This window comes from Xanthomonas albilineans, from assembly GCF_002939705.1.
GTDB lineage: Bacteria > Pseudomonadota > Gammaproteobacteria > Xanthomonadales > Xanthomonadaceae > Xanthomonas_A > Xanthomonas_A albilineans.
Window position 1 is genome coordinate 99,317 of sequence record NZ_MDCB01000009.1, and the last position, 23,593, is coordinate 122,909.

Annotated in this window: 15 protein-coding genes and 1 other RNA gene; 7 read left to right on the forward strand and 9 right to left on the reverse strand. The window is 65.2% G+C overall.

Annotated features, from left to right (window positions below; all coding sequences use genetic code 11):
- Positions 1 to 23 precede the first annotated feature (23 nt).
- From recD to recC, 3 genes are read right to left on the reverse strand one after another with little or no spacing between them, the layout of a single operon-like run.
- Positions 24 to 1,964, reverse strand: a complete 1,941-nt coding sequence (gene recD, locus XalbCFBP2523_RS09805) for an exodeoxyribonuclease V subunit alpha (RefSeq protein WP_045765020.1) — start codon at positions 1,962 to 1,964, stop codon at positions 24 to 26.
- Entirely contained in the window at positions 1,961 to 5,629 is a 3,669-nt protein-coding gene (gene recB, locus XalbCFBP2523_RS09810) for an exodeoxyribonuclease V subunit beta (protein WP_045765021.1), read from the reverse strand. Before recB ends, recD begins: the two co-directional genes overlap by 4 nt.
- Complete coding sequence (gene recC / locus XalbCFBP2523_RS09815; RefSeq protein WP_045765022.1) at positions 5,626 to 9,036, reverse strand: exodeoxyribonuclease V subunit gamma; 3,411 nt, start codon at positions 9,034 to 9,036, stop codon at positions 5,626 to 5,628. The genes recB and recC overlap by 4 nt, the downstream gene beginning before the upstream one ends.
- A 224-nt stretch (positions 9,037 to 9,260) precedes the next feature.
- Between recC and XalbCFBP2523_RS09820 the strand changes: the two genes are divergently transcribed.
- From XalbCFBP2523_RS09820 to XalbCFBP2523_RS09845, 6 genes are all read left to right on the forward strand, one after another.
- A complete protein-coding gene (locus tag XalbCFBP2523_RS09820; protein ID WP_045765023.1) occupies positions 9,261 to 10,052 on the forward strand; it encodes an ATP-binding cassette domain-containing protein in 792 nt (263 codons plus the stop codon).
- Positions 10,052 to 10,801, forward strand: coding sequence for an MlaE family lipid ABC transporter permease subunit (locus tag XalbCFBP2523_RS09825; protein ID WP_012914593.1), 750 nt, complete (start codon positions 10,052 to 10,054; stop codon positions 10,799 to 10,801). The genes XalbCFBP2523_RS09820 and XalbCFBP2523_RS09825 overlap by 1 nt, the downstream gene beginning before the upstream one ends.
- Positions 10,802 to 10,870: 69 nt before the next feature.
- Positions 10,871 to 11,413: an outer membrane lipid asymmetry maintenance protein MlaD gene (gene mlaD, locus XalbCFBP2523_RS09830; protein ID WP_045765024.1), complete on the forward strand. Its 543-nt coding sequence runs from the start codon at positions 10,871 to 10,873 to the stop codon at positions 11,411 to 11,413.
- On the forward strand, positions 11,410 to 12,072 hold the full coding sequence (locus tag XalbCFBP2523_RS09835; protein ID WP_045765025.1) for an MlaC/ttg2D family ABC transporter substrate-binding protein: 663 nt from the start codon (positions 11,410 to 11,412) through the stop codon (positions 12,070 to 12,072). The genes mlaD and XalbCFBP2523_RS09835 overlap by 4 nt, the downstream gene beginning before the upstream one ends.
- Positions 12,062 to 12,376 carry an STAS domain-containing protein gene (locus tag XalbCFBP2523_RS09840; protein ID WP_045757529.1) on the forward strand — a complete coding sequence of 105 codons (315 nt, stop codon included), beginning with the start codon at positions 12,062 to 12,064 and terminating at the stop codon, positions 12,374 to 12,376. The genes XalbCFBP2523_RS09835 and XalbCFBP2523_RS09840 overlap by 11 nt, the downstream gene beginning before the upstream one ends.
- A gap of 3 nt (positions 12,377 to 12,379) precedes the next feature.
- Positions 12,380 to 13,444 (forward strand): MlaA family lipoprotein, encoded by a 1,065-nt coding sequence (locus tag XalbCFBP2523_RS09845; RefSeq protein ID WP_012914597.1) that lies wholly within the window; start codon positions 12,380 to 12,382, stop codon positions 13,442 to 13,444.
- A gap of 248 nt (positions 13,445 to 13,692) precedes the next feature.
- Here the strand turns inward: XalbCFBP2523_RS09845 and XalbCFBP2523_RS09850 are convergent, their stop codons facing one another.
- The 6 genes from XalbCFBP2523_RS09850 to XalbCFBP2523_RS09875 all read right to left on the reverse strand — a co-directional run bounded on the left by XalbCFBP2523_RS09850 (position 13,693) and on the right by XalbCFBP2523_RS09875 (position 20,110).
- Positions 13,693 to 14,235, reverse strand: a complete 543-nt coding sequence (locus XalbCFBP2523_RS09850; protein WP_045765026.1) for a glutathione peroxidase — start codon at positions 14,233 to 14,235, stop codon at positions 13,693 to 13,695.
- 128 nt (positions 14,236 to 14,363) lie between these two features.
- Positions 14,364 to 14,441, reverse strand: a non-coding RNA gene (locus XalbCFBP2523_RS09855) — sX9 sRNA.
- A 61-nt stretch (positions 14,442 to 14,502) separates the two neighbouring features.
- Positions 14,503 to 16,092 (reverse strand): DNA recombination protein RmuC, encoded by a 1,590-nt coding sequence (locus tag XalbCFBP2523_RS09860; RefSeq protein ID WP_045758691.1) that lies wholly within the window; start codon positions 16,090 to 16,092, stop codon positions 14,503 to 14,505.
- A 179-nt stretch (positions 16,093 to 16,271) separates the two neighbouring features.
- Positions 16,272 to 17,690 (reverse strand): glucuronate isomerase, encoded by a 1,419-nt coding sequence (gene uxaC, locus XalbCFBP2523_RS09865; protein WP_045765027.1) that lies wholly within the window; start codon positions 17,688 to 17,690, stop codon positions 16,272 to 16,274.
- Positions 17,691 to 17,731: 41 nt separating this feature from the next.
- Positions 17,732 to 18,715 carry an endo-1,4-beta-xylanase gene (locus tag XalbCFBP2523_RS09870; protein WP_045761615.1) on the reverse strand — a complete coding sequence of 328 codons (984 nt, stop codon included), beginning with the start codon at positions 18,713 to 18,715 and terminating at the stop codon, positions 17,732 to 17,734.
- Positions 18,716 to 18,826: 111 nt separating this feature from the next.
- Positions 18,827 to 20,110 carry an MFS transporter gene (locus XalbCFBP2523_RS09875; RefSeq protein WP_045765028.1) on the reverse strand — a complete coding sequence of 428 codons (1,284 nt, stop codon included), beginning with the start codon at positions 20,108 to 20,110 and terminating at the stop codon, positions 18,827 to 18,829.
- A gap of 562 nt (positions 20,111 to 20,672) precedes the next feature.
- On the opposite strand from XalbCFBP2523_RS09875, the gene XalbCFBP2523_RS09880 reads away from it, so the two are divergent.
- Complete coding sequence (locus XalbCFBP2523_RS09880; RefSeq protein WP_407070968.1) at positions 20,673 to 23,534, forward strand: TonB-dependent receptor; 2,862 nt, start codon at positions 20,673 to 20,675, stop codon at positions 23,532 to 23,534.
- Positions 23,535 to 23,593: the final 59 nt, after the last annotated feature.

The following is a 23,593-nucleotide window of genomic DNA, read 5'->3' on the forward strand; positions in this document are numbered from 1 at the left end:
ATTTCGATCGTTTAGCGGTCCGCTTAGAACAGTCCGCGCTGCACCGGTGAAGCCATTTCGACCAGCGATTCAGGACGTGCTGGCAATGCCGGTTTCCCACCCAGCCGCCATGCCAATCCCGAAATCCGCGCGGCATGCCGCGCCAGCGCGGTGCGTAGCAGTGGTTCGCTGACGGCCAGATGCAACGCGCGACGGGCGCGGGTAAGGCCGGTGTAGACCAGCTCGCGGCTGAGTACGCGCGCGTCGCGGCTGGGCAGTTGCAACCATACGGTGTCGAATTCGCTGCCCTGTGCCTTATGCACGGTCATGGCGAAGGCGCTCTCGTGCGCGGGCAAGGCGGCGGGGTGGAAGCCGCGCACGTCGCCATCGCCGGCGCCGTCGAACCAGGCCACCAGGATGCCCTGCGCGTCGCGTAAGCAAATCCCGACATCGCCGTTGAATAGGCCGTGGCGGTAGCTGTTTTCGACGATCAACAGCAGACGCCCATGGAACCAAGGCGTGGCGCTCCCCAGGCGGCGGTGGCCGGCGATGGGGTCGGCGAGCAGCTGTTCGATGCGTGCGTTGAGCGTGCGTGCGCCCTGCGGGCCGGCGCGCACGGCGGTGAGCAGGCGCAGGCGCGCGGCGGCGCGCAGCGCCTCGGCGGGGTCGTCGGCCTCGCCCAGCGCGCGCCAGTGTGCGAGCAGGGCGTCGCCGCCGGCGACAAGCGGGTCTTCGACACCGTCGTGAAAATGCACGCCGGCCAACTCGCCCTTGCGCAGCAACTGCATGGTGGTGTCGGCGTCGCCCGTGCGCACGGCCTCGGCCAGCGGGGCCAGAGTAAAGTCCTGCGCCTGGCGGTAGCCGCGCAGCAGATGCACGCGATGTCCGACCAATCCCCCACCCTGCGCCGCGACCGGACTGTCGCCGAGCAGCGGTCGCAACGCGTGCGCGTCGATGGGCTGCAAGGCATCGCCGGGGCCGGCGGCTTGCAAGATGGCGGCGAGTACGTCGCCGGCTTCCACCGACGGTAACTGGTCGGCGTCGCCGAGCAGGATCAGTTGCGCGCCATCGGCGACGGCCTCGACCAGTTTGCACATCAATGGCAGATCGACCATCGAGGCTTCGTCCACCACGATCACGTCGAACGGCAATGGGTTGTCCGGGTCATGACGGAAGCGCGGCGATTCGGGGATGACGCCGAGCAGGCGATGCAGGGTGCGCGCCTTGGCCGGCAGCGCTTCGGCCAGGGCCGGATCGACGCCATCGGCGCACATGCGCGCCACGGCGGTACGCAGGCTTGCGGCCATGCGCTCAGCGGCCCGGCCAGTGGGCGCGGCCAGGGCGATGCGTGGTGCGGGCATGGACAGGGTGTGCGACTGGGCGATGCGCAGCAGCAGCAGGCGGGCGATGGTGGTGGTCTTGCCGGTCCCGGGGCCGCCGGTGACCAGCAGTAGCGCGCGGCGCAGGGCGAGCGCGGCGGCCTGGGCCTGGCGGTCGGGAAAGGGGTCGACGGTTGCCTGCCGCCCCGTGCGGGGAAACAACTGCGCGAACAGCGGCGCCAGTGTGGCCAGGTCGCCCTGGGGCGGCGATGGCGCGGCGAGGCGGCGCAGGCCCAGCGCCAGACGTCGTTCGTACTCGCGGTAGCGGCGCAGGTACAGCAGGCCGCGTTCGAGCACCAGTGGGCAATCGGCGGCGGCCGCGTCCTCGGCCGCCGGCTGGGTAACCCAGCGCGAGGCGGCCAATGCGCGCATCCAGTCGTCCGTCGTGGGCAGCGGCGGCGCGGTGCCATCGCGGCTGTCGAGCAACGCGTTGGCGTGGGCCGGGTCCAACCCGGCATGACCGCTGGCCACCGCCAACGAGGCCATCGCGGCAGCGGCCAGCACCGCTGGCGCGGTGGTCGGGTCCAGCCGCTGCAGACTCTGCGCGAAGGCCAGGTCGAGGGTGCGCAGCGTGCCGCCACGTTGCAGGGCATCGAAAAGGTTCATCGTGGGTTCTCCACCGCATCAATGCCGGCGAACAACGCATCCACGCCTTCGACCAGTGCCGGGTCGAAGCGCCAAGCATGCACCCCCGGCGATGGATCGCGCGTGGCGTCCAGGCCGCGACAGAACAGGTAGCGCACGCCGCCGAAATCGCGCGCATAGGCGTAGCTGGCGCCGAGGCGGAAACGTAGCCAGCGGTGCAGTGCGACGGTATAGATCAGAGCTTGCAGGGTGTATTCGCTGTGCGCCATCGCCGTTGCCAGCGCGTCGGGGTCGTAGCTTGGCAGGCGGTTGGATTTGTAATCGAGCACGTACCAGCGCCCAGCGTGGTGGTAGGTGAGGTCGATCAGCCCGGTCATCAGCCCTTCCAGCCGTTGTCGTGCGCCGAACGCCTGGCGCTCGCCGGCCACGCCGAAGCGATGCAACAGCGTCAGCAGCGCATCGACCCGGGTCGGACGCATGGCGAAGTGGAATTCCATTTCGTTGCGTCGCTGCGTCTGCGGCAACGCGGCCAGACAGATGCCTTCAGGTAGCGGCACGGTCAGCGTATGGCCGACCAGGCTGGTAAGGACCGCGCTGCCGTCGGTCAGTTCGTCCTCGGCATAGCCACCGCGTTGCAGTGCTTCGACGATGGCGTTGTGCTGCCCGACCGGAGTGGGTTGCCCTGGTCGCCAATCGCGCCAGGCGGCGAAATCGCAGCGTTCGAACACCTCGTGCATGGCGACGCCGAAGCGATTGCCGACGAAGCGCCGGTCGATGATCTCCACCTCTGCCGCTGCGTTGACCGTGTCGGCGGCGGTAGGTTCGTCGCGACCGCCACGGCTGGCGACAGTGGTGCTTGCCATTGGATCGGTCCCGGCGTCGGCATTGGCCAATTGGGTGAAGCTGTAGACCCACCACTCCGCCACGAGCTTGCGCATTGGCGTGCGTGCCGGCGGCACGTGCAGTGCTTCGGCCGGTGGCAGGCGCGGCGGATGCGGCGGTGGCGGGCGGGTATCGCACACGACGATCTCGCTGCTGATGCGCGATTGCAACGTGTCGATGTCGCTGAGCATCGGCGCCAGTGCGGTCGTGTCGTGCCGGAAGAATGGGCCGGTGGCGATCCACAGTGCGTGTTCGGCACGGGTCAGGCCGACGTAAAGCAGACGCGCGTCTTCGGCACGTTGTGCATGTTCCCATGCGCGTTTGCTGGCTTCCCATTCCACTGCATCGACGTGTAAGGGCCAATGCAGGCAGCGTTTGCCCTGGCGATGCACGATGACCCGTTCGCCCGGTTTTTGCGTCAATGGCTTTTGGCCGATGCCGACGTAAGGCAGAAATACCAGGGGATATTCCAACCCCTTGGATTTGTGCAAGGTGATGATCTGCACACGCCGCGCATCCGATTCCAGTCGCAGCAGTTGGGTGTCGTCATTGGCATTGGACGCGGCGATCCGGCGCGCGAGCCAGTCGACCAAACCGTGTGGGCCGAGTGCATGGGTGTGCGCTTCTTGCAGCAGTTCGGCGAGTTGCAGATAGTTGCTCAGACGGCGCTCGCCATCGACCAGGGCCAACAGGCGCTGCGCGTTGGTGGACCCGAGATGTTCGATCAGCGCCAGCGGGCCACCGCGTTGCCAGCGCTCGCGCCAGTCCAATGCTTGCTGTTGCCAACGGCGATGCCGTTCGCCGTCGTGGTCGAGCGCGGCGATTGCCGCCGCATCCTCGCCGATCAGCACAGTGGCGAGTGCGGCGCGCAGGCGGCTGTCGTCGCCTGGGTCGAGCAGGCTGTGCAGCAGTGCCATCAGCTCCAATGCTTCTTCGCTCGCAAACAGGCTCTGTTTTCCTGCCGCGACCGCGGGAATGCCGACCGCCGCGAGTGCCTGTTGGATGCGGGTGGCATCGCTGTGGCTGCGGACCAGCACGGCGATGTCGCCGGGCTGCACCGCACGGCCATCCACCAGCGCGTTGCCGGCACGACCGGCGCCGAGCCAATCGCCAATCGCCGCGACGCAGGCCGCAGTACACAGCTCGCGCGCACGGCCCGCACTCCAGGGGCGCGGTTTGCCTTTGGCGGGCAAAGGCGGATCCGGTGCACGCCAGAGGGTGAGTGCCGGCGCGCAACGGCCATCGCGTTGCAGGTCGGTATCGGCACGTCGTCCACCCGCCTGCACGGGGTGAAAATCGATGCCATCGATGAAGAATGCCTGCGTGTAACCTGCCTGCGCGTAGAGTGCGTCGATTGCCGTCAGCAGCGCTGGGCGCGAGCGGAAGTTGTGATCCAGTGGTGGTGCCCGCTCGGCGTTGGTGACCGCAGACAGATACGTGTGTACGTCGCCGCCACGAAAGCCATAGATGGCCTGCTTGGGGTCGCCGATCAGGAATAACCCCGGTTCGAACCCGATGCCGTGTGTGAGGTCGCTGATGCCGAAGAGCGTGGAAAAGATCGCCCATTGGCGCGCGTCGGTATCTTGGAATTCGTCCACCAGCGCGACGGCGTACTGCGCGCGCAAGCCACGCGCCAACGCCTCTGCATGCGGACCGCGCAACGCTTGTGCAACAGCATCGATGAAATCGTCGTAGGTCTGCACGCGCCGCTGCCGCTTGATCGCCGCGATGCGTGCGATGGCGGCCTCGCGCAGCGTGTGCAGGAATCGGATGCGCCGCTCGGTCTGCCATTGCCGTACCTGCGCATCGGCCTGTTGCCATGCATCGAATGCATCGAAGAGTGGAGAACGCGGGACGCGATCGCGCGCGTCTTCCCGACAGAATGTGCTCAACCGCGCGGGCAGCAGTTTGTCGAGATGGCTGCCTGGGGCATCGAGTGTCCATTGGGCGTCTGCCCTACCCTGCCACAATTGCTCGAATGCCTTATCGAAGCTTGGCCGTTTGACCAATTTACCGTTGAAAACTTTATTGTCGAATGCCGCGATGATCGCGGCATAAGCGTCGTCGGCATGCGTTTGCATCGCGGCGATCAGTACCTGCGCCGCCTGCGCGCGCGTTGCGGATGGATCTGCCGATGCCTGCGCAGATGGCAATGGCAATAGATGCGGAATGTGGATCAATGCGTGCAGATCGGCAGCGAGCTCGTGCGGGCCACCTTTCCACAGCGCTTCCAGATCCTCGGCGACGCTGGCATCGACGGCGTGCGCGCGCCACAGGTCGGCGGCCACATCGCGCAGGAGTTCGCGCTCGTCTGTCAACAACTGTGGCGTGGCGAAGGTCTGGCCGCTTTCCAGTGCGTACTCGCGCAGCGCCCGCGCGCAGAAGCCGTGGATGGTGAAGATCGCGGCCAGATCGATGTCCTCGGCCGCTTGCTGCAAGCGCCGGCGTAATGCGGTGGGCGTTTCCTGCGCGGTGGCGAGGTGCGCCTGGAGCAATTGCCGGGTGAGGCTCAGGTCAGGCGATTCTGCTGAGGCTGGCATCTGCCACGCCGCCGCGTCGGTCTCCGGCACCAATGTGGCGGCGAGCGTGAGGCGCTCGCGGATGCGCCGGCGCAATTCCTGGGTGGCGGCTTCGGTGAAGGTGACGGCGAGGATCTGGCCCAGGCGCAGGCCGCGTTCGACCACCAAGCGGGTGAACAACGTCGCCAGGGTGAAGGTCTTGCCGGTGCCGGCGCTGGCCTCGATCAGGCGCACACCGTGCAGCGGCAGATGCAGATAAGGATCGCGATCGGACGCGGCGCTCATTCGGCATCCTCCTGCGTACCGTGCCAGCGCTGCCAGCTTTCGAGCAGATGCTCGGGGTCGAGCATCGGGCCGGGATCACCGCGTTCGAGCAGACCGAAGACGCGCTGGCTGGTGGCGGCGAAAGCGGCGAAGCGGTGCGGATCGGCGAATGGATCGCGGCCACGACCGATCAGACGCAGTTGCGGGCGATCCGCTTCCCTCCAGCTGAAACCGGTCTGCCATTGCGCTGCGGCGTTCTTGATCGCCGTGTCCAGATCGCCGCCGCGTGCGGCCTGGTAATACGCCCAACTGCTGTAAGGCGCGAACGCCAGCGGTGTCTGGTGGCCTTGGCGATACAGTCGCAGCAAGTCGGCCAGCGCCTGTTGCGCCTGCGTTGCCGATAGCGGTTTGGGGTCCAGCGGATGTGGGCCGAGACCGTCCTGGTGCTCGAAGAAACGCACGAATGGCGCGCCTTCGCCGGCGGCACGCAGCAACAGCCACTCCAGGCCGTGGCGGATCGCGCTGCGCCCGCTCAATGCGCCGATCTTGACCCGCCCGACCCCCGACGCGTACCAACCCGAGAGCCGACCATGCAGTTCGGTGCCGTCGATGTGGACGTACAGACGCGCCGCTGGCGGTGCCGGTGTCGCGCCGCACCAGTGTCCGAACGCGTCCGCATAGGGACGCAACTGGCGTAGGTGCTGATCGAGCTGACGTCGCCCCAGTGGCCCGGATGGCAGCAGCGCGCGGGCACGCAAGCGTTCGTACAAGCCGTCGGTTTCTTCGCGCAGTAGCGCCTCGAACACCTGTTGCTGCAAACCATATTTGTCCAGCCCGCGGGTGGGAGCCATCAGCGGCTCCAGGTCGCTGTCGGCCTGTGCCGGATCGGGCAGGCGCAGGCCCAGGCGCTGGTGCAGGAACTGTTCGGCGGGATCGAGCAAGAAACGCCGCAGCTCGTCGATGGACAGTGACGTTGGCAGCGCGTCATCGGCCATGGCGGGCAGTGTTTCGGGAATCCACGGCGGCAGCGGCTGGCGCTGCCCGATCAGGCTGTCCACCGCTGGTCGCCATTGCCGGCGATAGCTGAAACGGCGTGGGTCGGCCGCTTCCGCACCGATGGCGCCGAAGGCGGCCGCGGCGAAGGGTTGCAGTGGATGGCGCACCACCAGCGCTGTGGCCGCTGCGGGCTCGGCGTGGTACTGCGCTGCGCAGGCCAGCAGTTCGCCGACCAGCGGCGAAGGTTCACGGACGCTGCCATCGCGCGCATCGGCACCGAGATAGCTCAGATAGAACACGTCCTGCGCCGAGGCGAACAATTGCAGGAACAGGAAACGGTCGTCTTCGCGGGTGGAGCGGTCGCCGTGGCGGCGGCGTGCGGTTCCCAGTTCGGCGGTGAGCCGGTTGAGCCCGGCGGCTGGATCGCGGCGCGGGAAATCGCCGTCGTTCATGCCGAGCAGGCAGATCGCGCGGAACGGCAGCAATCGCATCGGCACCATACGCCCGAAGCTGATGCCGCCAGTGAGCAACGGTGCGCGGGTGTCCGATTCACTCAACACCGCGGCGAAATGCGCGCGCACCACCTCGGCTGGCACTGCGGCGGCGTACTCGGCGCGCGCGGCGTCGCGCGCAAACTGGTCGATCAGCGTGCGCAGCCGTTCCAGTGCGCGTTGCGCGCCTGGTGCCGATGGTGTCTGTGGCAGTACGGCATCGAGCAGGGCCAGCAAGCATTCGCGCCATTGTGCCGGCGGCATCGGCTCGGCCAGCGCGGCTTGGTGGCGGTCGAGGACGCGCAGCAGGCGCAGCAGTGTGTCCAGCGCTGCGAGTGCGCTGCCTTCCAACTGTGGCCATGGGGCGACGCCGCCGATGTCGTCCTCGGCGCCGCTGGCGTGGCCGAGCAGCAGCCGGTCCAGGGCGAAGCGCCAGGTGTAGGCGTCGTCGGCCGGCGCCTGGTGCTGGCGCCGGTGTGCCGCGTCCAGGCCCCAACGCGCGCCGGCCGCGTGCAGCCAGCCGCGCAGGCGGTCCAATCCGGCGGTGTCCAGCCCGGCGGCTTCGGCGATCGGCGCGCTGGCGATCAGGTCGAGGATTTCGTGCAGGCCGAAGCGCGCGATTGGCAAGCCAAGCAAGGCCAGGAATACCTCGGCCAGCGGCTCGCTGGCCAGCGGGCTGGCGTCGGCCAGGGCGTAGGGCAAGGCGTCGTCGTTGCCGTGGCTGCCGAACACCGCGTCCAGGTACGGCACGTATGGGTCGATGTCCGGGGAGAGCACCGCGATCTCGCGCGGCTGCAGTGGGGGATCCAAGCGCGGGTCGTCCAGCAATGCGCGCAGCTGGTCGTGCAGCACCTGCAGTTCGCGCAGACGGGTATGGCAGGCGTGCACCTGTAGGCTGGGATCGTGTTTGTTCACCGTCGGCAACGCGGCCGGTGATCTCGGTGCGCGGCGCTGGAACAGGTCGCTTTGCATCCGCCGCAGCAGGCTGTCGCCGAGTCCGCCGTTGGCGAGCGGACGCTGGCCCGATTCGAGCGGATCGGCGTAGACCGCGATCTCGGCCAGCGGATGCACCACCTCGTAGTCGCCGATCAAGGCCATGAAGTCGCGCCCGGCCGCACCCCAGGCTTGCAGTAGCGGATTTTCCTGTATTTGTTCGGCGAACAGGTCTACCGCGGCGCCGGCGCGGCGGCGCTGCCAGAGGGTTTGCAGGTCGCCCCAATAACCCTGCGTCGGTGTCGGCAGATAGAAGTGCAGCGTGCCGACCCGAGCCTGGGTGGCCAGCACGCGCAGCACGTCGGGAGAGATATTGAGCACGGCGAAGGCGAACAGCCGTGGTGGCAAACCCTGCGGCAGCGGACCGTCGGGCCGTGCGTAGCGGTCCAGATAGTGGCCGATACGCCGTGCGCGGTAGGCGCGGCCGCTGGCGATGCGGCGCCACAGTCGTGCCTGTACGTCGTCCGGATCGGCACCGGCTTCCCAGCGCAGCAGCCAGTCGCGGCGCCAAGCCTGGTATTTCTCGAACACGTTGCCCAGTTCGCCGGCCAGGGTCCATGGTTTGAGCGGATCGTCGTCGGCCAGGTAAGCGGCCAGCGGTGCCAGCGTCGGCTCGGCGCCGAGATCGCTGCGCAGCGCCGCATACAGGCGCCAGTGCAGGCTGGTCATGTCCAGGTCGTCGTCTGCGGCGCCGAGATTGCGCTCCAGCGCGTGCGCGACGAACTCGCCGGGAGTCAGGAACTGCAGATTCGCCGCGACCCCGTGCGTGGCGGCCAGCGTGGACTGCAGCCAACGCCGCATCGCCACCTGCGGGATCAACACCACTTCAGGCGCCAGCAGCGGTTGCTCCGGCAGTGGCCGACGCAGCTCTTCGGCGAGCAGAGCGGCCAGGGTATCCAGCGCGTTGGAGGGATACAGCCGGAAATCGGGCGCGGACGTCACGTGCATGTTCCCGAGCATTGTGCCGGATGCGTTGCGGCAACGCCCCGCGCGACCGCAGCGGTGGCGACAGATCCATCGCGGTCAGGTGGGCCGATCCCTGCTGCCGCATGTACAGGGCTGCCGCGCCGCGCCGAGACGGGTGCGCGCGATGCCACAATACTGCACGCGCCAGTCCGGTTAAGTTCAGCCGAGCGGATCAATCCTACGTTGTATTTTCGTTAAAGGTCGCGATGGCGTCTTCCGAACCCAATCTGGTGCAGTTGTCGGGCGTGCGGATCGACCGCGGTGGTCGGGCGATCCTGCGCGACGTATCGCTGACGGTGCCGCAGGGCAGCATCACCGCCGTGCTGGGCCCGTCGGGCAGCGGCAAGTCGACCCTGCTGGCGGCGCTGACCGGTGAATTGGTGCTGGTGGCCGGGACGCTCCAGGTATTCGGTCGCCCCTTGCCGCGCGGCAGCCGCGCGCTGCGCGAAACGCGAAAAAGCATCGGCGTGCTGCTCCAGGGCAACGGCCTGCTGACCGACCTCAGCGTGGCCGAGAACGTGGCGCTGCCGTTGCGCGCCCACACCCGCCTGCCCGAGCCGGTCCTGCAACGCCTAGTGGCATTGAAGCTGCATGCGGTGGGCCTGCGTGCCGCCGCCGAGGCGTGGCCGCGCGAGTTGTCCGGGGGCATGGCGCGACGCGTGGCGTTGGCGCGGGCGCTGGCGCTGGACCCGCCGCTGATGATCTACGACGAACCACTGACCGGGCTGGACCCGATCGCCTCCGGTGTCATCATGAGCCTGATCCAGCGGCTCAATGCCACGCTCGGCCTGACCAGCATTATCGTCAGCCATCACGTCCACGAGACCCTGCCGATCTGCGACCAGGCGGTGGCCATCGCCAATGGCGGCGTGGTCTTCGCCGGCACGCCACAGGCGTTGCAGGCCAGCGCCGATCCGCTGTTGCAACAGTTCCTGCACGGTCGCCCCGATGGCCCGATCCCGTTCGATGCGCCGCAGCGTGCGCGGAGTGCCGCCTGATGGCCATGGCCGCCTCGATCCGCGCCCTGGGCCGTGCCGGGCTGTTCTTCCTGACCGTGCTGCGCGGCTCGCTGCCGAGCCGCGATCTGCTCGCCGAGTTGATTCGCGAAATCTACAAGGTCGGCGCGCGCTCGTTGCCGATCATCGCCGTCGGCGGTGCCTTCGTCGGCTTGGTGCTGACGCTGCAGGGTTACCGCACCCTGACCACCTATGGCGCCTCCGATGCCTTGTCCACCTTGCTCGGGCTGTCGCTCTACCGCGAACTGGCGCCGGTGCTCACCGCGCTGCTGTTCATCGGCCGTGCCGGCAGTTCGATTGCCGCGGAATTGGGGCTGATGCGCGCCACCGACCAGATCAAGGCGCTGGAGCTGATGGCGATCGACCCGGTGGCCAAGGCGGTGGCACCGCGCTTCTGGGCGGCGGTGCTGACGGTACCGCTGCTGACCGGCATCTTCTGCTCGCTGGCGATCAGCGCCAGCTACTTCGAGGCGATCGGGGCGCTCGGGCTGGATCGCGGCACGTTCTGGTCGGCGCTGTCGAGCAGTGTGGATTTCTGGGCCGACTTCGGCGTGGCGATGCTCAAGTCGGCGGTATTCGGCGGCACGGCGGCGCTGGTGGCGGCCTACGTGGGGTTCCATGCGGAGCCGACCATCGAGGGCACCTCGGTCGCCACCACCCGTGCGGTGGTCAATGCCTCGTTATTGGTGTTGATGTTCAATTTCGTCATGTCGGCGCTGCTGTTCCGTTAGGCGGCGCGGCAGTCCACCGGTCGCGGCACTGTCGTCGCGGTCAGATCGAATCAATGAGGTAGATACGTTATGGCTCTGCGTGGTCCCCGTCTCGAGTTCGCCGTCGGCGCCTTCCTGCTGCTGGGCCTGGCCTCGCTGCTGGTGCTGGCGATCGCCTCCACCAACCGGCAATGGGGGTTCGGCGGCGACCGCTATGCGCTGATCGCCCGCTTCTCCCAGATCGGCCAACTGCGCGCGCAGGCGCCAGTGAAGATCGGTGGTGTCATCATCGGTCAGGTCGCCAAGATCGATCTGGACCCGACCAAGTTCGACTCGGTGGTGACCCTGTCCATCGACGGCAAGTACAAGGATCTGCCCGCCGATACCTCCGCCGCCATTCTCACCAGCGGCCTGCTGGGCGAGAGCTACGTCGGCTTGCAACCCGGTGGCGACCCGGACACGCTCAAGCCTGGCCAGGAAATCGCCTTCACCCAGCCGGCGGTGGACTTGATCCAATTGGTGGGTAAATACATGTTCGGTGGCGGCAGTGGCGGAGACAAGACCGTGACGCCCGCTGCCGCATCCTCCGCTGCCGGCCCCGTCCCGCCCTCTAAGGAACCAAACAAGCCATGACGATCAAACTGCTTCCCGTCGCTCTCGCCACCGCGCTTGCCCTGGCCGTGCCGACCGCCGTGCTGGCCCAGACAGCCGGTGCCACCGCCCCGAGTGCCTCGACCGCCAGCAAGGTCGTGCTCGAGAACAGCACTCGCATCCTGAGTACGCTGGAACAGCGCCGTGCCGAGTTCAAGAGCAACAGCAGCGCGCTGCGCCAGTTCATCGACAGCGAATTGAACAAGTCCTTCGATCGCGATTACGCCGCACGCCTGGTGTTGGGCGTGCATGGCCGCGGCGCCTCCGATGCCGACGTCAAGCTGTTCGCCGATGCGATGGCCGACAACCTGATGCAGCGCTACGGTAGCGCGTTGTTGACCTTCGAAGGCAAACCGCAGGTGCAGGTCAAGTCCGAAGCGCCGCTGCCGGGTGGTCGTGGCGTCAAAGTCTCCACCGAACTGGTGCGCAGCAGCGGCGATCCGGTGCCGGTGGACTATCTGATGCGCAATACGGGCGGCACTTGGAAGATCTTCGATGTGATGGTGGAAGGCGTGTCCTACGTGCAAACCTTCCGCAACCAATTCGATACTCCGCTGAGTAACAAGTCGATCGCCGAAGTCGCGGCCGAACTGCGCAACGGCACGCTGCAGGCGGCCCCGGCGAGCAGCAGTGGCAAGTGAGCCGCAACTGCGGCGCGACGGCGATACGCTCGCGTTGAGCGGCGTGCTCGACCGCGCCGCGGCCACCACGCTGTGGCCGGCCGCGTTGCGCCAGCTCGCTGGCGTGCGTGCGCTGGATCTGCGCGCTGTGTCGCGGGTGGATAGCGCCGGCCTGGCGCTGTTGGCCGAACTCGCCGCGCGCATCCGCACCCAAGGTCAGGCCGAGGTCGCCATCCACGGCGACCCTGCCGGCCTGACCGAACTAAGCGCGGCCTACCGGCTGGCTTCGACCCTGGATTTCCATTCACCACCGGCTGCAAGCTGACACATGAACGTGCTGCGTATCCTCACTTCTTTGATACTGACCCTGGTTGTTGCGCTCAGTGCCTACGCCAGCACTCCCAAGCCCCCGGCGACGCCACCGGTCGCCGCATCGCCGGACCCATCCACGCCCCCCATGGCCACGGATAGCAGCACTGCGGCGTCCACCATGCCAGCGGCGCCGGATAGCACGGCAGCAGCCCGTCCCGGGGCCGTTGCCAGCGGTGGTGTTTCGACGGGCACGCAGAGGAGTGCGCCCACGTCCGCCGAGGACGACTACGCTGCGTTGTATGCCAGCGATCCCAACAATCTGGGAGCCGACGCGACCCTGCCCGCTGGCGTATCCGTGCCGCAAAGCTACGATCCGTGGGAAAAGTTCAACCGCAAGGTGCATGCGTTCAACAACGTGGTGGACCACGCGCTGGCGCGGCCGCTGGCGCGGACATACGTGAATGTGGTGCCACGCCCGGCGCGCTTGGGCGTGACCAACTTCTTCAACAACCTTGGCTCGCCGCTGACCATGGTCAACCAGGTGCTACAAGGACATCCGCTACAAGCTGGGCAGACCCTGAGCCGGTTCGTCATCAACAGCACGTTGGGTATCGGCGGCGTTCTCGATCCGGCCACCGACGCCAAGTTGCCGCGCCGTACCGAGGATTTCGGCAAGACGCTTGGCGTCTGGGGCTGGCGCCGTTCGCGTTACGTAGAGTTGCCCTTTTTCGGCCCGCGCACGGTGCGCGACGTCCTCGGCCTGGCTGCTGACACGTCGCTGTCGCCATTGCAGCAGATCGAAGACGATCGCGTGCGGATCGGATTGCAGGGTCTGCAACTGGTTGACATCCGGGCGCAATTGCTGCCGTTCGACAGCATGCGCGATCAGGCTCCGGACGAGTATCAGCTCACCCGCGACGCCTGGTTGCAGCGCCGCAACTATCAGATCGAAAACAACCTGCGTCGTGGTCACCAGGGCGAGGACAAGGATCTGCCCAACTACCTGCGCGAGGAAGACGCGAATCCGACGGTGCCGGCGGATGCGATGCCGATGTTGCAATGGCGCGGCGGCACCCGCTGACTTCAGCGCAAGTGCGCCAGCATAAAACCCCAGGTTCGCCTGGGGTTTTATGCATGCAATAGAACGGTTTTCCCGCGCCGATGGGGTGCTTGCCAAATCGGCAGGGGTGCGATCCGTGGACCTGCTTGGGCGTCGTGTTCAATCCCGCTGCGTAGTGGTTGCAATCGTTCCGGATATTGCCGCACTCACCTTCCGACTACCCGACGCGCTCGTCTCCCCTGCCCTGATTCGAGGCAGCACGCGCCGGACTATGACAATGCCGCGTCGATCGCCGCACGCAGGCGTGGAGCGTCGGCGGTTACATCGGGGGCGAAACGCGCGCAGACCTGACCATCACGCCCGACCAGGAATTTTTCAAAGTTCCACAGCACGCCCGGCACCGGATTCGGTTCGATGCCGTAGCCTGCGAGTTTCTCGCGCATCGGACCTTCGCCTTCGGCCTGCGGCTGCGCCTGGATCAACGCGCGATACAACGGATGGGTCGCCTCGCCGGTGACGGCGATCTTGGCGAACATCGGAAAGGTGACATCGTAAGTGAGCTGGCAGAACTGCTGGATCTGCGCTTCATCGCCCGGTTCCTGGCCCTTGAAGTCATTGGCCGGGAAGCCGAGGACTTCAAGGCCGGCGGCGCGCTTGTCGCGGTACAGCGCTTCCAGGCCGGCGTACTGCGGGGTCAACCCGCATTTGGAAGCGACGTTGACGATCAGCAGCACCTTGCCGCGATGCTCGGCGAGCGTGGTGGGTTGGCCATCGATGCGGATCAGCGGGATGTCGTAGAGCGAGAAAGACATGGGAACGCCTCGGGCGATAGGGAGCGCCAGCATAGTCGCTGCCAGTGGCGGGCGTGTCGGGTCGCTCCTACCGATCTGGCGGCAACCCTTGCATCCGATCCGGGCAAACTGCGGCGGTGGCTTAGAGTGGCCAACAAAACGTCGCCAGTCGCTGTCGGGCGGGCGCGGACACCGCGCAGGAACCGCAGTGTACAGAGCGGGTAAATGAGGATTCCGAGCGCTGCCCGCGCCCGTCCGACGGCGATGCAGTTGTTTTGTTAGCGACTCTTACTCCGGCGCGTCGGGTGCGGCCTCCTCCGCATCGGCCTCGTCCAGCGGCAGGGACAGCTCCAGCAGCGACGTGGCTTGCGTGTCGCTCAGCGTCTCCACACCGCGCAGACGGCGCTCGATGGTGCGGGTCTTGCGGCTGGCTTCGCCCAGGCTCTTGCCGACGGTGTTGATCTGCTTCTCGGCTTTTTCCAGGATGCCGGCGAACTTCCCGAACTCGCTCTTGACCGCCGCCAGCACTCCCCAGACTTCGCTGGAGCGCTTTTCGATGGCCAAGGTGCGAAAGCCCATCTGCAGGCTGTTGAGCAGTGCGGTCACCGTGGTCGGACCGGCGATGACGATGCGGTGCTCGCGCTGTAACGCATCGGCTAGCCCGGGCCGGCGCAGGGTTTCCGCATACAGGCCCTCGGTCGGCAGGAACATCACCGCGAAATCGGTGGTATGTGGCGGCGCGATGTACTTGTCGCCGATTGACTTGGCCTGCACCCGGATCGCGCGTTCCAGTTGCGCGCCCATCAGTTGCGCCTGTTCCGCGTCGCCGCGTTCTTGCGCATCGAGCAGCCGCTCATAGTCCTCGCGCGGAAACTTCGCGTCCATCGGTAACCACACCGGCGTGTCCTCGTGCCCACGGCCGGGCAGGCGCACGGCGAAGTCCACCGCTTCGTTGCGCTCGGGCCGGATCCGCACGTTGCGCGCGTATTGCTCCTGGGTCAGGGTTTGCTCGAGGATGTTGTCCAGTTGCACCTCGCCCCAGCCGCCACGGTCTTTGACGTTGCTCAGCACGCGTTTGAGGTCGCCGACGCCGGTGGCCAATTGTTGCATCTCGCCGAGCCCGCGCTGGACCTGCTCCAGCCGCTCGGAAACCAGCTTGAACGAGGCATCCAGGCGGGTGTTGAGAGTGGTCTGCAGTTTCTCGTCGACGGTGCCGCGCATCTGCTCCAGCTTGAGGGCGTTATCGGCCTGCAATTCCTTCAGTCGTTCCTCCAGGGTGCCGCGCATCTCGCCCAGGCGTTGCTCGTTGCGTTGGACCAGTTCGCCCAGGCGCAGGCCCAGTGCGTCGGCAAAACGTTGCTGTGCATCCGCGCCCTCCTGGCGGCCCTTGCGTGCCTCATCGATCAGGGTCTCGCGCAGCGCGGTCAGGTGCGTGTCGATGCGGGCGATCAGCTCGGCTTGCTGCTGGCCGAACTGTTGCATGCGCACATCCTGCTGTTGGCCGAATCCATCGAGCTGGCTGCGCATCTCCATCAGACGCTGGTTGAGCGACTCTGCCAGGCGCTGCTGCGCTTCGCCCGCCTCGACGCGGCCACGCCGCGCCTCTTCGGTCAGGGTTTCGCGCAGCAGGTCCAGGCGCTGGTCGGTGCGGGTGGAAAGCTCGGCCAGATGACGCGCGAAGCCCTCGCTGCGTGCGTCCTGCTGCCGCGCCAGGCTGTCGAGTTGCTCGCGCAGTTCGCTGCGACCGTTGCGCTGTTCTTCGCGCAGGGTTGCTTCCAGTCCGGTATGCGTGCTCCGGCGCAACAACGCAACCAACAGCAAGGCGATGGCGGCACACAGCAGGCCGGCGAGGATCAAGAAATGGGCATCGTTCTGCATGTCGGCAGTGTAGCCGGCCACATCGCAAAGACGGCGCTTTCCGCGTGCGTGGCGCTACGATGATGACACGAACGATAGGATGCGCCTGTGGCGCATGCGCAGGAAATGCTTTCGCTTTGCCTTGCTAGCGCACCGCTCAGTGTCCAGACGCTGAGCATTCCGGACCTGTATAGCGATATTCACAGCCGATAGGCCCGCTTCGGCAGCCGGTAGGCCAGGTCGATGCCGACTTCCACCGCTTCGTCCTCGTCGAGTCGGTGCTCGGCGACCAGCTTGGCCAGGAATGCGCAGTCGACGCGGCGAGCGACGTCGTGCCGAGCGGGGATCGACAAGAATGCGCGGGTGTCGTCGTTGAAGCCGACCGTGTTGTAGAAGCCAGCGCTGCTCAGGGTCTGCTCGCGGAAACGCCACATCCCCTCTGGTGCATCGTGAAACCACCATGCCGGTCCGAGCAGCAACGCCGGATAGTGCCCAGCCAAGGGTGCCAGTTCACGCGCATAGGTACTCTCGTCCAGAGTGAACAGGATCAGGGTGAAGCCTGGTGTGTTGCCGAAGCGGTCCAGTAGCGGTTTGAGTGCGTGGACGTAGTCGGTGCGCAGAGGCAAGTCGGCGCCTTTGTCGCGGCCGTAGCGCGCGAACAGCGTGCGGTTGTGGTTGCGGAAGCAGCCTGGGTGCAATTGCATGACCAGGCCATCGTCCACGCTCATGGCCGCCATCTCGGTCAGCATATGTGCGCGGAACAGTTCCGCATCGGCAGCACTGGCGGTGCCACCGACCACGCGTGCGAACAGGCGTGCCGCCTCGACAGCCGGCAGATTGGCTGTGGCGGCGCTGGGATGACCGTGATCGGTAGACGTCGCGCCCATCTGCGCGAAGAACGCGCGGCGTTGGCGGTGCGCGCGCAGATAGCCGTCCCAGGTGTAGACGTCCTCGCCGGTCAGTTCGCCGAAGCGCCGCAGCGCCGCAGGGAACTGTTCGTGCTCCGGGTCGATCACCGGGTCGGGCCGGTAGGTGGTGATGACCCGCCCGCCCCAGCCGCTGGCGCGAATCGTGGCGTGATGGTGTAGCGGATCCAACGGCGATTCGGTGGTGGCGATCACTTCGATACCGAAGCGTTCGAACAACGCGCGCGGCTGAAATGCAGGGGTCTGCAGTGCTTCGCCGATACAGTCGTAGTACAGATCGGCACTGTCCGCGTCCAGCCGCACACGCAAACCGAAGACCGCGTGGAAGACATGGTTCAGCCACAGCGCCGAGGGTGTGCCGCGCAGCAGGTGAAAGTGTTCGGCGAACACCCGCCAGGCGCTGCGCGGGTTCACTGCGGCGCGGCTGCCATCGGCGCGCGGGATGCCCAGCGTGTCCAGATCCACGCCTTGGCTGTAGAGCATGCGGAACACGTAGTGGTCCGGGATCAACAGCAGTTCGGTGGCGTTGGCGAATGGCGCATCCTCGGCAAACCAGGCCGGATCGGTGTGCCCATGCGGGCTGACGATCGGCAGAGCCGCGACCTGAGCATACAGGCGACGTGCGATCGCCTGCATGGTCGGATCCGCGGGAAACAGACGGTTCGGATGCAGAAAGAGCGTGGTGGAGGGCATGGCTGAGACCGTGCGTAGCAGTTGGCAGGGCAGTTTGCCGGTTATGGTGTACTCGCCACGAAATCGCGCAACCATTTTAATGCCGGACGTTCGCTGCCGTCTTTATTGATCAAGTAGGCGCCCTCCTGGTCGCGCCACAGGCCAGGGCGGAAGCCCCAAAGCGTCACGCCCTTTACGTATTGATTTTCCCAGAACAGTGGAAAGAATTTCTTGTAGCCATCCAACTGCTGGGCATCGGTCGGACCGTCGATCTCGAACTCGGTGATGTAGATCGGCAGGCCCGTGGTGGCGCCCAACGTGTTGAGGTTGAAGAAATGTGTCCACCAGGACGCCGATGAGGTCTCGAAGGCATGCTCCTGCAAGCCGATCGCGTCGATCAGATTTTCACGCTGCAGCAACTGGATGGTTCTCAAATACTGTCCCGTGGCGTCGTCGCTGGCGGTGATACCGTAGTCGTTGATCATCAGCTTGGTATTCGGAAAATACTGCCGCGCCAGGCGGAATAAATTAATGACCCAATCCACCCCAGTGACGCCGGGGCCTCCCAGTGCCTGCATGTAGTTGCCGCTGTCGCTGTAGCGATTGTCGGGTTGATTGTGATTGGGCAACGTTTCGTTGGCGACCTCCAACATGGCGATATTGGGGTAACGCTGGGCCACTGCGGCGAACCAATGTTTGATGGCGGCGAGCTGCTCGGCCGGTGGCAGTGTCCGCATCCATTCCGGTTGTTGGCTGCCCCATGCCATGACATGGTCAAACATTATTATGTTGTTGTCCTGGGCAAAATTATAAGCTCTATCTAACTCACTCCAGTCCATTTGTCCGCGCACCGCTTCCACGCTGGCCCACTTGCCGCCGTTTTCTGGTGTGAGCTTGTTCCAGTACTTGCCGAAATCCAGCGCCTGCGGTGCGCTATAGGCGCAGCCCAGGAAACGTTTTTTGCCGGCGGCTAGCGGCGCGGCACCGACGCTGGCGGTGGAAGAGATCAGCAATAATGCGAATAAAAGCGATGCGATGGTTTTCATGACGTTTCCCCATGTGCAATTAAGTAATGCAGTCATACGAGCATACGCATGGTGCTTGCCATGAGCCAGCCAAATCAACCAAGCCATGGTTGTGACGTGCTAAGCATTTCTTTACATCTGTGCCGGCTGCAATCTCGGTGTCAGTAAATGCACCATGCCGAGCGCTAGCACGTAGGCCAAACCAGCCAGTAGGAATACCGGTAGATAACTTCCGGTGGCCTGCAGTAAAAATCCAATGAAGTTGGCGATCAACATGCCGCCGACCGCGCCGGCAAAACCGCCGATGCCGACCAGACTAGCCACCGCGTGGCGCGGGAACATGTCCGATGTCAGCGTGAATAAGTTCGCCGACCAGCCTTGGTGTGCAGCTGTCGCCAGGCCGATCAATGCCACCGCCCGCCATAGGTGATCGGCGTGTGCGGCGAGCACGATTGGCATCACGGCCAGGGCACAGACCAGCATCGCGACCTTGCGCGCGCGGTTGACGCTCCAGCCACGCGCGAGCAAACGCCCGGCCAGCCAGCCGCCGGCGATGCTGCCGACGTCGGCGAGCAGGAAAATCAAGATCAATGGTGCACCCAGTTGCAGCAATCCCAGTCCGTATTTGTCGTGCAGGAACTTAGGCAGCCAGAACAGAAAGAACCACCAGACCGGATCGGTCAGGAACTTTCCCACCACGAACGCCCACGCTTGGCGGTGGCGCAGCAACTGCGTCCAGGACAGTGGCTGGATCGATTCCGAGGGATCGCTGCGGATATGCGTCAGTTCCGCAGCGCTCAGATGCGGGTGGTGTTCCGGCGGGCGGTAGCTCAACCACCACACGGTCAGCCAGATCGCGCCGAGCACGCCAGTGAATATAAAGGCCCACTGCCAGCCCCAGGCGTTGGCGATGAACGGTACAGACAACGGCGCGACGATGGCGCCGATGTTGGACCCGGAATTGAAAATGCCGGTCGCCAACGCCCGCTCGCGGCGCGGAAACCATTCGGCGACAGTTTTGATTGCGGCGGGAAAATTGCCCGACTCGCCCAGGCCAAGGCAGAAGCGTGCCACCGCGAAACCGATCACCCCGCTGGCCAGTGCATGGCCCATCGATGCCAGACTCCACACACCGATCGCCAGTGCATAACCGACCCGGGTACCGAAGCGGTCGATGACCGCACCGCTGCACAACAAGCCCAGCGCATACGCGGCCTGAAATGCGGTGACGATATAGCCGTATTCGATCTCGTTCCAGCCGATGTGCTCTTGTAGAAACGGTGCCAGCACCCCGAGCACCTGGCGATCGACATAGTTGATGGTGGTGGCGGCCAGCAGCAGTGCACAGATGCGCCATCGCAGGCGGCCCAGGGACGCGATAGCTGTCGTGGTCTGCGCGCGGGTAGGCAACATCATGCGCGCAATCTCCAGCTCACGCCGGGTTTGCCGCGTTGCACTCGGTAGTGGAACACGACAGCGCGCGTATCGAATGCGTGGGGAAAGCACATTACGCAGCCAGGAGGTTTCCCGGTTCGGTGCATGCCTTCGACTCCTTCAGTGCATGACGTATGCAACCCTGATAGCGCTATCAATAGCATGTCCCCTGCGCGGCTTCCATCGTGCATAGCAACATACCGCAAATACACGATGCCACGGCGCAAAGCAGTCGCATGCACAGAGCGTGTGCCTTTACATGCATTACTGCAGGTGCATGCGTTAGCGACAGGCAGGCTATGGTGCCATGCAGCGTGACAGTGTGGTTGATAGCGCTACCATCCGCGACCATAGCCAGTGGATGGGGTGAGCGTTCGCTGCAGTTTTTCCGTCATTCAAGTTATTCGTCGGCCAGTGATTCGTTGGCCAGCCATTGTCCCGCACAGTGCGGGATGCGGGATATCTGCTTCGTGAGAGGATTACGGTGAACAACGGTTATGCGTGCACCACGTTGGCATATGCACTGGCTCTGGTGTTATCCGGGATGAGCGCAGAAACGGTTCGAGCGCAAGCTGCGCCTCCAGCGGATGCGCAAGCTGCGCTTGCCGCCAGCGGCGAGAAGGTGAAGCAGTTGGATGCCGTGAACGTTTCCGGTTACCGCCACAGTATTCAATTCTCGACCGATGCCAAACGCGATGCGGTGACATTCAGCGATACCGTCTTCGCCGAAGATATCGGTAAGTTTCCGGACATGAACATCGCCGAATCGCTCAATCGCATTCCCGGCGTGCAGCTGGCGCGCGACGTGAATGGCGAAGGACTGAATATCGCCATTCGCGGCCTGGGCAGCAGCTTCACCAAGACCACCTTGAATGGCGCCAACATCGCCACCGCCTCGATTGGCCTCAATGCGCAGAATCAGAACCGCGAGGTGGACCTCAACCTGTTCCCGACCGAGTTCTTCACCCAGCTGACGGTGAACAAGACGCCGACCGCGAGCATGCTCGAAGGTGGTGTGTCCGGCGTGGTCGACATGCGTAGTGCGCGTCCGTTCGATCACCCGGGGACGCATGTGACCTACCAATTGCAGGGCGACTGGAACAGCACCAGCAAAAAGACCACCCCGCGTGGGGCATTGATGGGCAGTTGGACCAATCAAGCCGGTACCTTCGGCGCGCTGTTCGGTGTGTCTTCGGTGCGCAGCAAGATCGGAGTGGACGGGTTCGAGAGCATCGGCTGGACCAATCCCGGGCTGACCTACGCACAGTGCGGTCTGACCCCGCCGGCTGGTGTCCCGTCGACCAACCAGCCGGTGGCGTGCAATGCCAACGGCGGCGGTAACTGGCGGATTCCCGATACTGTGCCGGTCACCGCCGGCGCCGGCCTGACTCCAGGCCAGAGCATCGACGCGGCATGGTTGCTGGCGCATAACCCCGGACTGAGCACCGCGCAGATCACCGAAGCGCTGATTCCGCGCCTGGGCCGGCGCGTGCAGATGCAGGGCGATCGCGATCGCGACGCTTCAGTGCTGTCGCTGGAATGGCGACCCAGCGACAGTGCCCATTTCTACCTGGACAGCCTGTTTTCCAAGGCCAAACGCACCACCGACCGGACCAGCATGAACCTGATCGGGCGCAACGGAAACATGATTCCGTTGAACATGCAGCTCGATGCCAACAACGTGGTTACCACGGCGACGTTCGCCAATGCGCAGTATTTTCTCGAAGCACGTCCGTATCGCGAGCAGGTCAAGTTCTGGAGCGTGAATCCGGGCGCCGAATTGTTGTTCGGCCAGGCACAGGACATCAAGCTCAACGTACAAGCCAACGCTACCCGTAGCTGGATGTTCCGCGAATCGCCGAGCGTGTTGGTAACCTCGCCATTCACCACCGTGGATTATCGCAACACCGGCGGGGACATTCCGTCGATTTCCAGTCCGCTGGATCTGGACAATCCCAACCTGGGCTGGAGCTGGACCGGCGGCCGGCTCAACATCGCCAACGAAAAGCGCGACACCGAAACCCGTGGCGCGCACGCCGATCTGCAATTCGGTGAAGACCGGCGCAATATCAAGGTCGGTGTCGCCTATGATCAGGCCGAGCGGCACATCCGCGGCTTCGATAACAGTGCCGCGTGGGAAACCCTGGTCTGCCGCGGCGGTGGCAATACCTGCACTGGCGGCCCTGGTTCGTTGATTCCGCAGGCCGCGTTGGCCTCGTATTTGAAGCCTGGTCCTGGCGGTTTCATTACCGTGGACTTCAACCGCTTCCTGCGCGATAGCGGCTACTACGCCCTACGCGATGCGGCGCCGGAGACCAATGCGGCCAATACCGGCGCTGCGACTGGCGGCATCCTGGAGAAAAACTGGGGTTTCTACGTCGAAACCAATGCCGAAACCGATGTATGGAACCGCACGCTGCGTTTCAACGCCGGCGTGCGCTATGTGACCACCGACCAGACCATCAGCGGCCCGGTCACGGTCGGTGGCGTGCGCCGCTACCAAGTGCTGAATTCGAACTACAGCGAATTGCTGCCTTCGTTCAACCTGGCCTGGGACATCGCTAAGGATGTGGTGGTGCGGCTGTCCGGTTCGCGCACGCTGACCCGGCCCGATCCCAGCGCGATGTTGCCCAACACCAACTTCAGCGACCCATCGGCACAGACCGCGACCCAAGGCAATTCCAAGCTGGCGCCGTATCGATCCACCAACCTGGACATCGGCGGCGAGTGGTACACCGGCGGTGAAGGATTCGTTGGCTTGACCCTGTTCGGCAAGCGGATCGATGGCTTCACCGTCAACGGCGTGCGCCGCATTCCCTTCCTCGACCTGGGCGTCGACTACGCGACGTTGAGCGCGACCCAGCAGGCTGCGCTTCAACAGCGCGGTGGCCCCAACGTGGCCACGGTGGACGTGCAGACCCAGGTCAACGCCGATGGTGTGCTCGACATCCGTGGCCTGGAAGCGATCTGGGTGCAACCGCTGGACCGCTTGCTGGACGGCCTCGGTTTCAGCCTTAATTACACCCACGTCGCGCAGCAGTCCAATGGCGGTGGCGTGCCGGCAGTCGCGGTGGGTGTGGCGCCGAACCTGTGGAACGGCACCGTGTACTGGGAGAAAAACAACACATCGGTGCGCTTGTCCTATGCCTGGAATGACGACATGATCATCTCCGGCGCCAATCAGAACGGCATTCCCGACGCGCGGCTGATGGCCGATGCGCGCGGGCAACTGGATCTGTCGGCCAGCTATACGTTGGCGCATTTGCCCTCGGCGCCACAGATCACCCTCAACATCACCAACCTCACCAACGCACCGTTGCGCACCACCTTCGAATATCCCAACGCCACCTACGATCTATACAAGCCTGGGCGGACCATCATGCTGGGCATTCGCGGTACGTTCTGAGCCGCACGGCGACGTGCGATCTTGCACTGCACTGGCGGCCTTGCCGCGCGATACTCCCT

Coding starts and splice junctions, on each gene's coding strand:
- XalbCFBP2523_RS09825 (WP_012914593.1), top strand. CDS start 10,052: ATGGCCATGGCCGCCTCGATCCGCGCCCTGGGCCGTGCCGGGCTGTTC.
- recD (WP_045765020.1), bottom strand. CDS start 1,964: ATGAACCTTTTCGATGCCCTGCAACGTGGCGGCACGCTGCGCACCCTC.
- recC (WP_045765022.1), bottom strand. CDS start 9,036: ATGCACGTGACGTCCGCGCCCGATTTCCGGCTGTATCCCTCCAACGCG.
- mlaD (WP_045765024.1), top strand. CDS start 10,871: ATGGCTCTGCGTGGTCCCCGTCTCGAGTTCGCCGTCGGCGCCTTCCTG.
- XalbCFBP2523_RS09870 (WP_045761615.1), bottom strand. CDS start 18,715: ATGAAAACCATCGCATCGCTTTTATTCGCATTATTGCTGATCTCTTCC.
- uxaC (WP_045765027.1), bottom strand. CDS start 17,690: ATGCCCTCCACCACGCTCTTTCTGCATCCGAACCGTCTGTTTCCCGCG.
- XalbCFBP2523_RS09820 (WP_045765023.1), top strand. CDS start 9,261: ATGGCGTCTTCCGAACCCAATCTGGTGCAGTTGTCGGGCGTGCGGATC.
- recB (WP_045765021.1), bottom strand. CDS start 5,629: ATGAGCGCCGCGTCCGATCGCGATCCTTATCTGCATCTGCCGCTGCAC.
- XalbCFBP2523_RS09875 (WP_045765028.1), bottom strand. CDS start 20,110: ATGATGTTGCCTACCCGCGCGCAGACCACGACAGCTATCGCGTCCCTG.
- XalbCFBP2523_RS09845 (WP_012914597.1), top strand. CDS start 12,380: ATGAACGTGCTGCGTATCCTCACTTCTTTGATACTGACCCTGGTTGTT.
- XalbCFBP2523_RS09835 (WP_045765025.1), top strand. CDS start 11,410: ATGACGATCAAACTGCTTCCCGTCGCTCTCGCCACCGCGCTTGCCCTG.
- XalbCFBP2523_RS09880 (WP_407070968.1), top strand. CDS start 20,673: ATGAGCGCAGAAACGGTTCGAGCGCAAGCTGCGCCTCCAGCGGATGCG.
- XalbCFBP2523_RS09860 (WP_045758691.1), bottom strand. CDS start 16,092: ATGCAGAACGATGCCCATTTCTTGATCCTCGCCGGCCTGCTGTGTGCC.
- XalbCFBP2523_RS09850 (WP_045765026.1), bottom strand. CDS start 14,235: ATGTCTTTCTCGCTCTACGACATCCCGCTGATCCGCATCGATGGCCAA.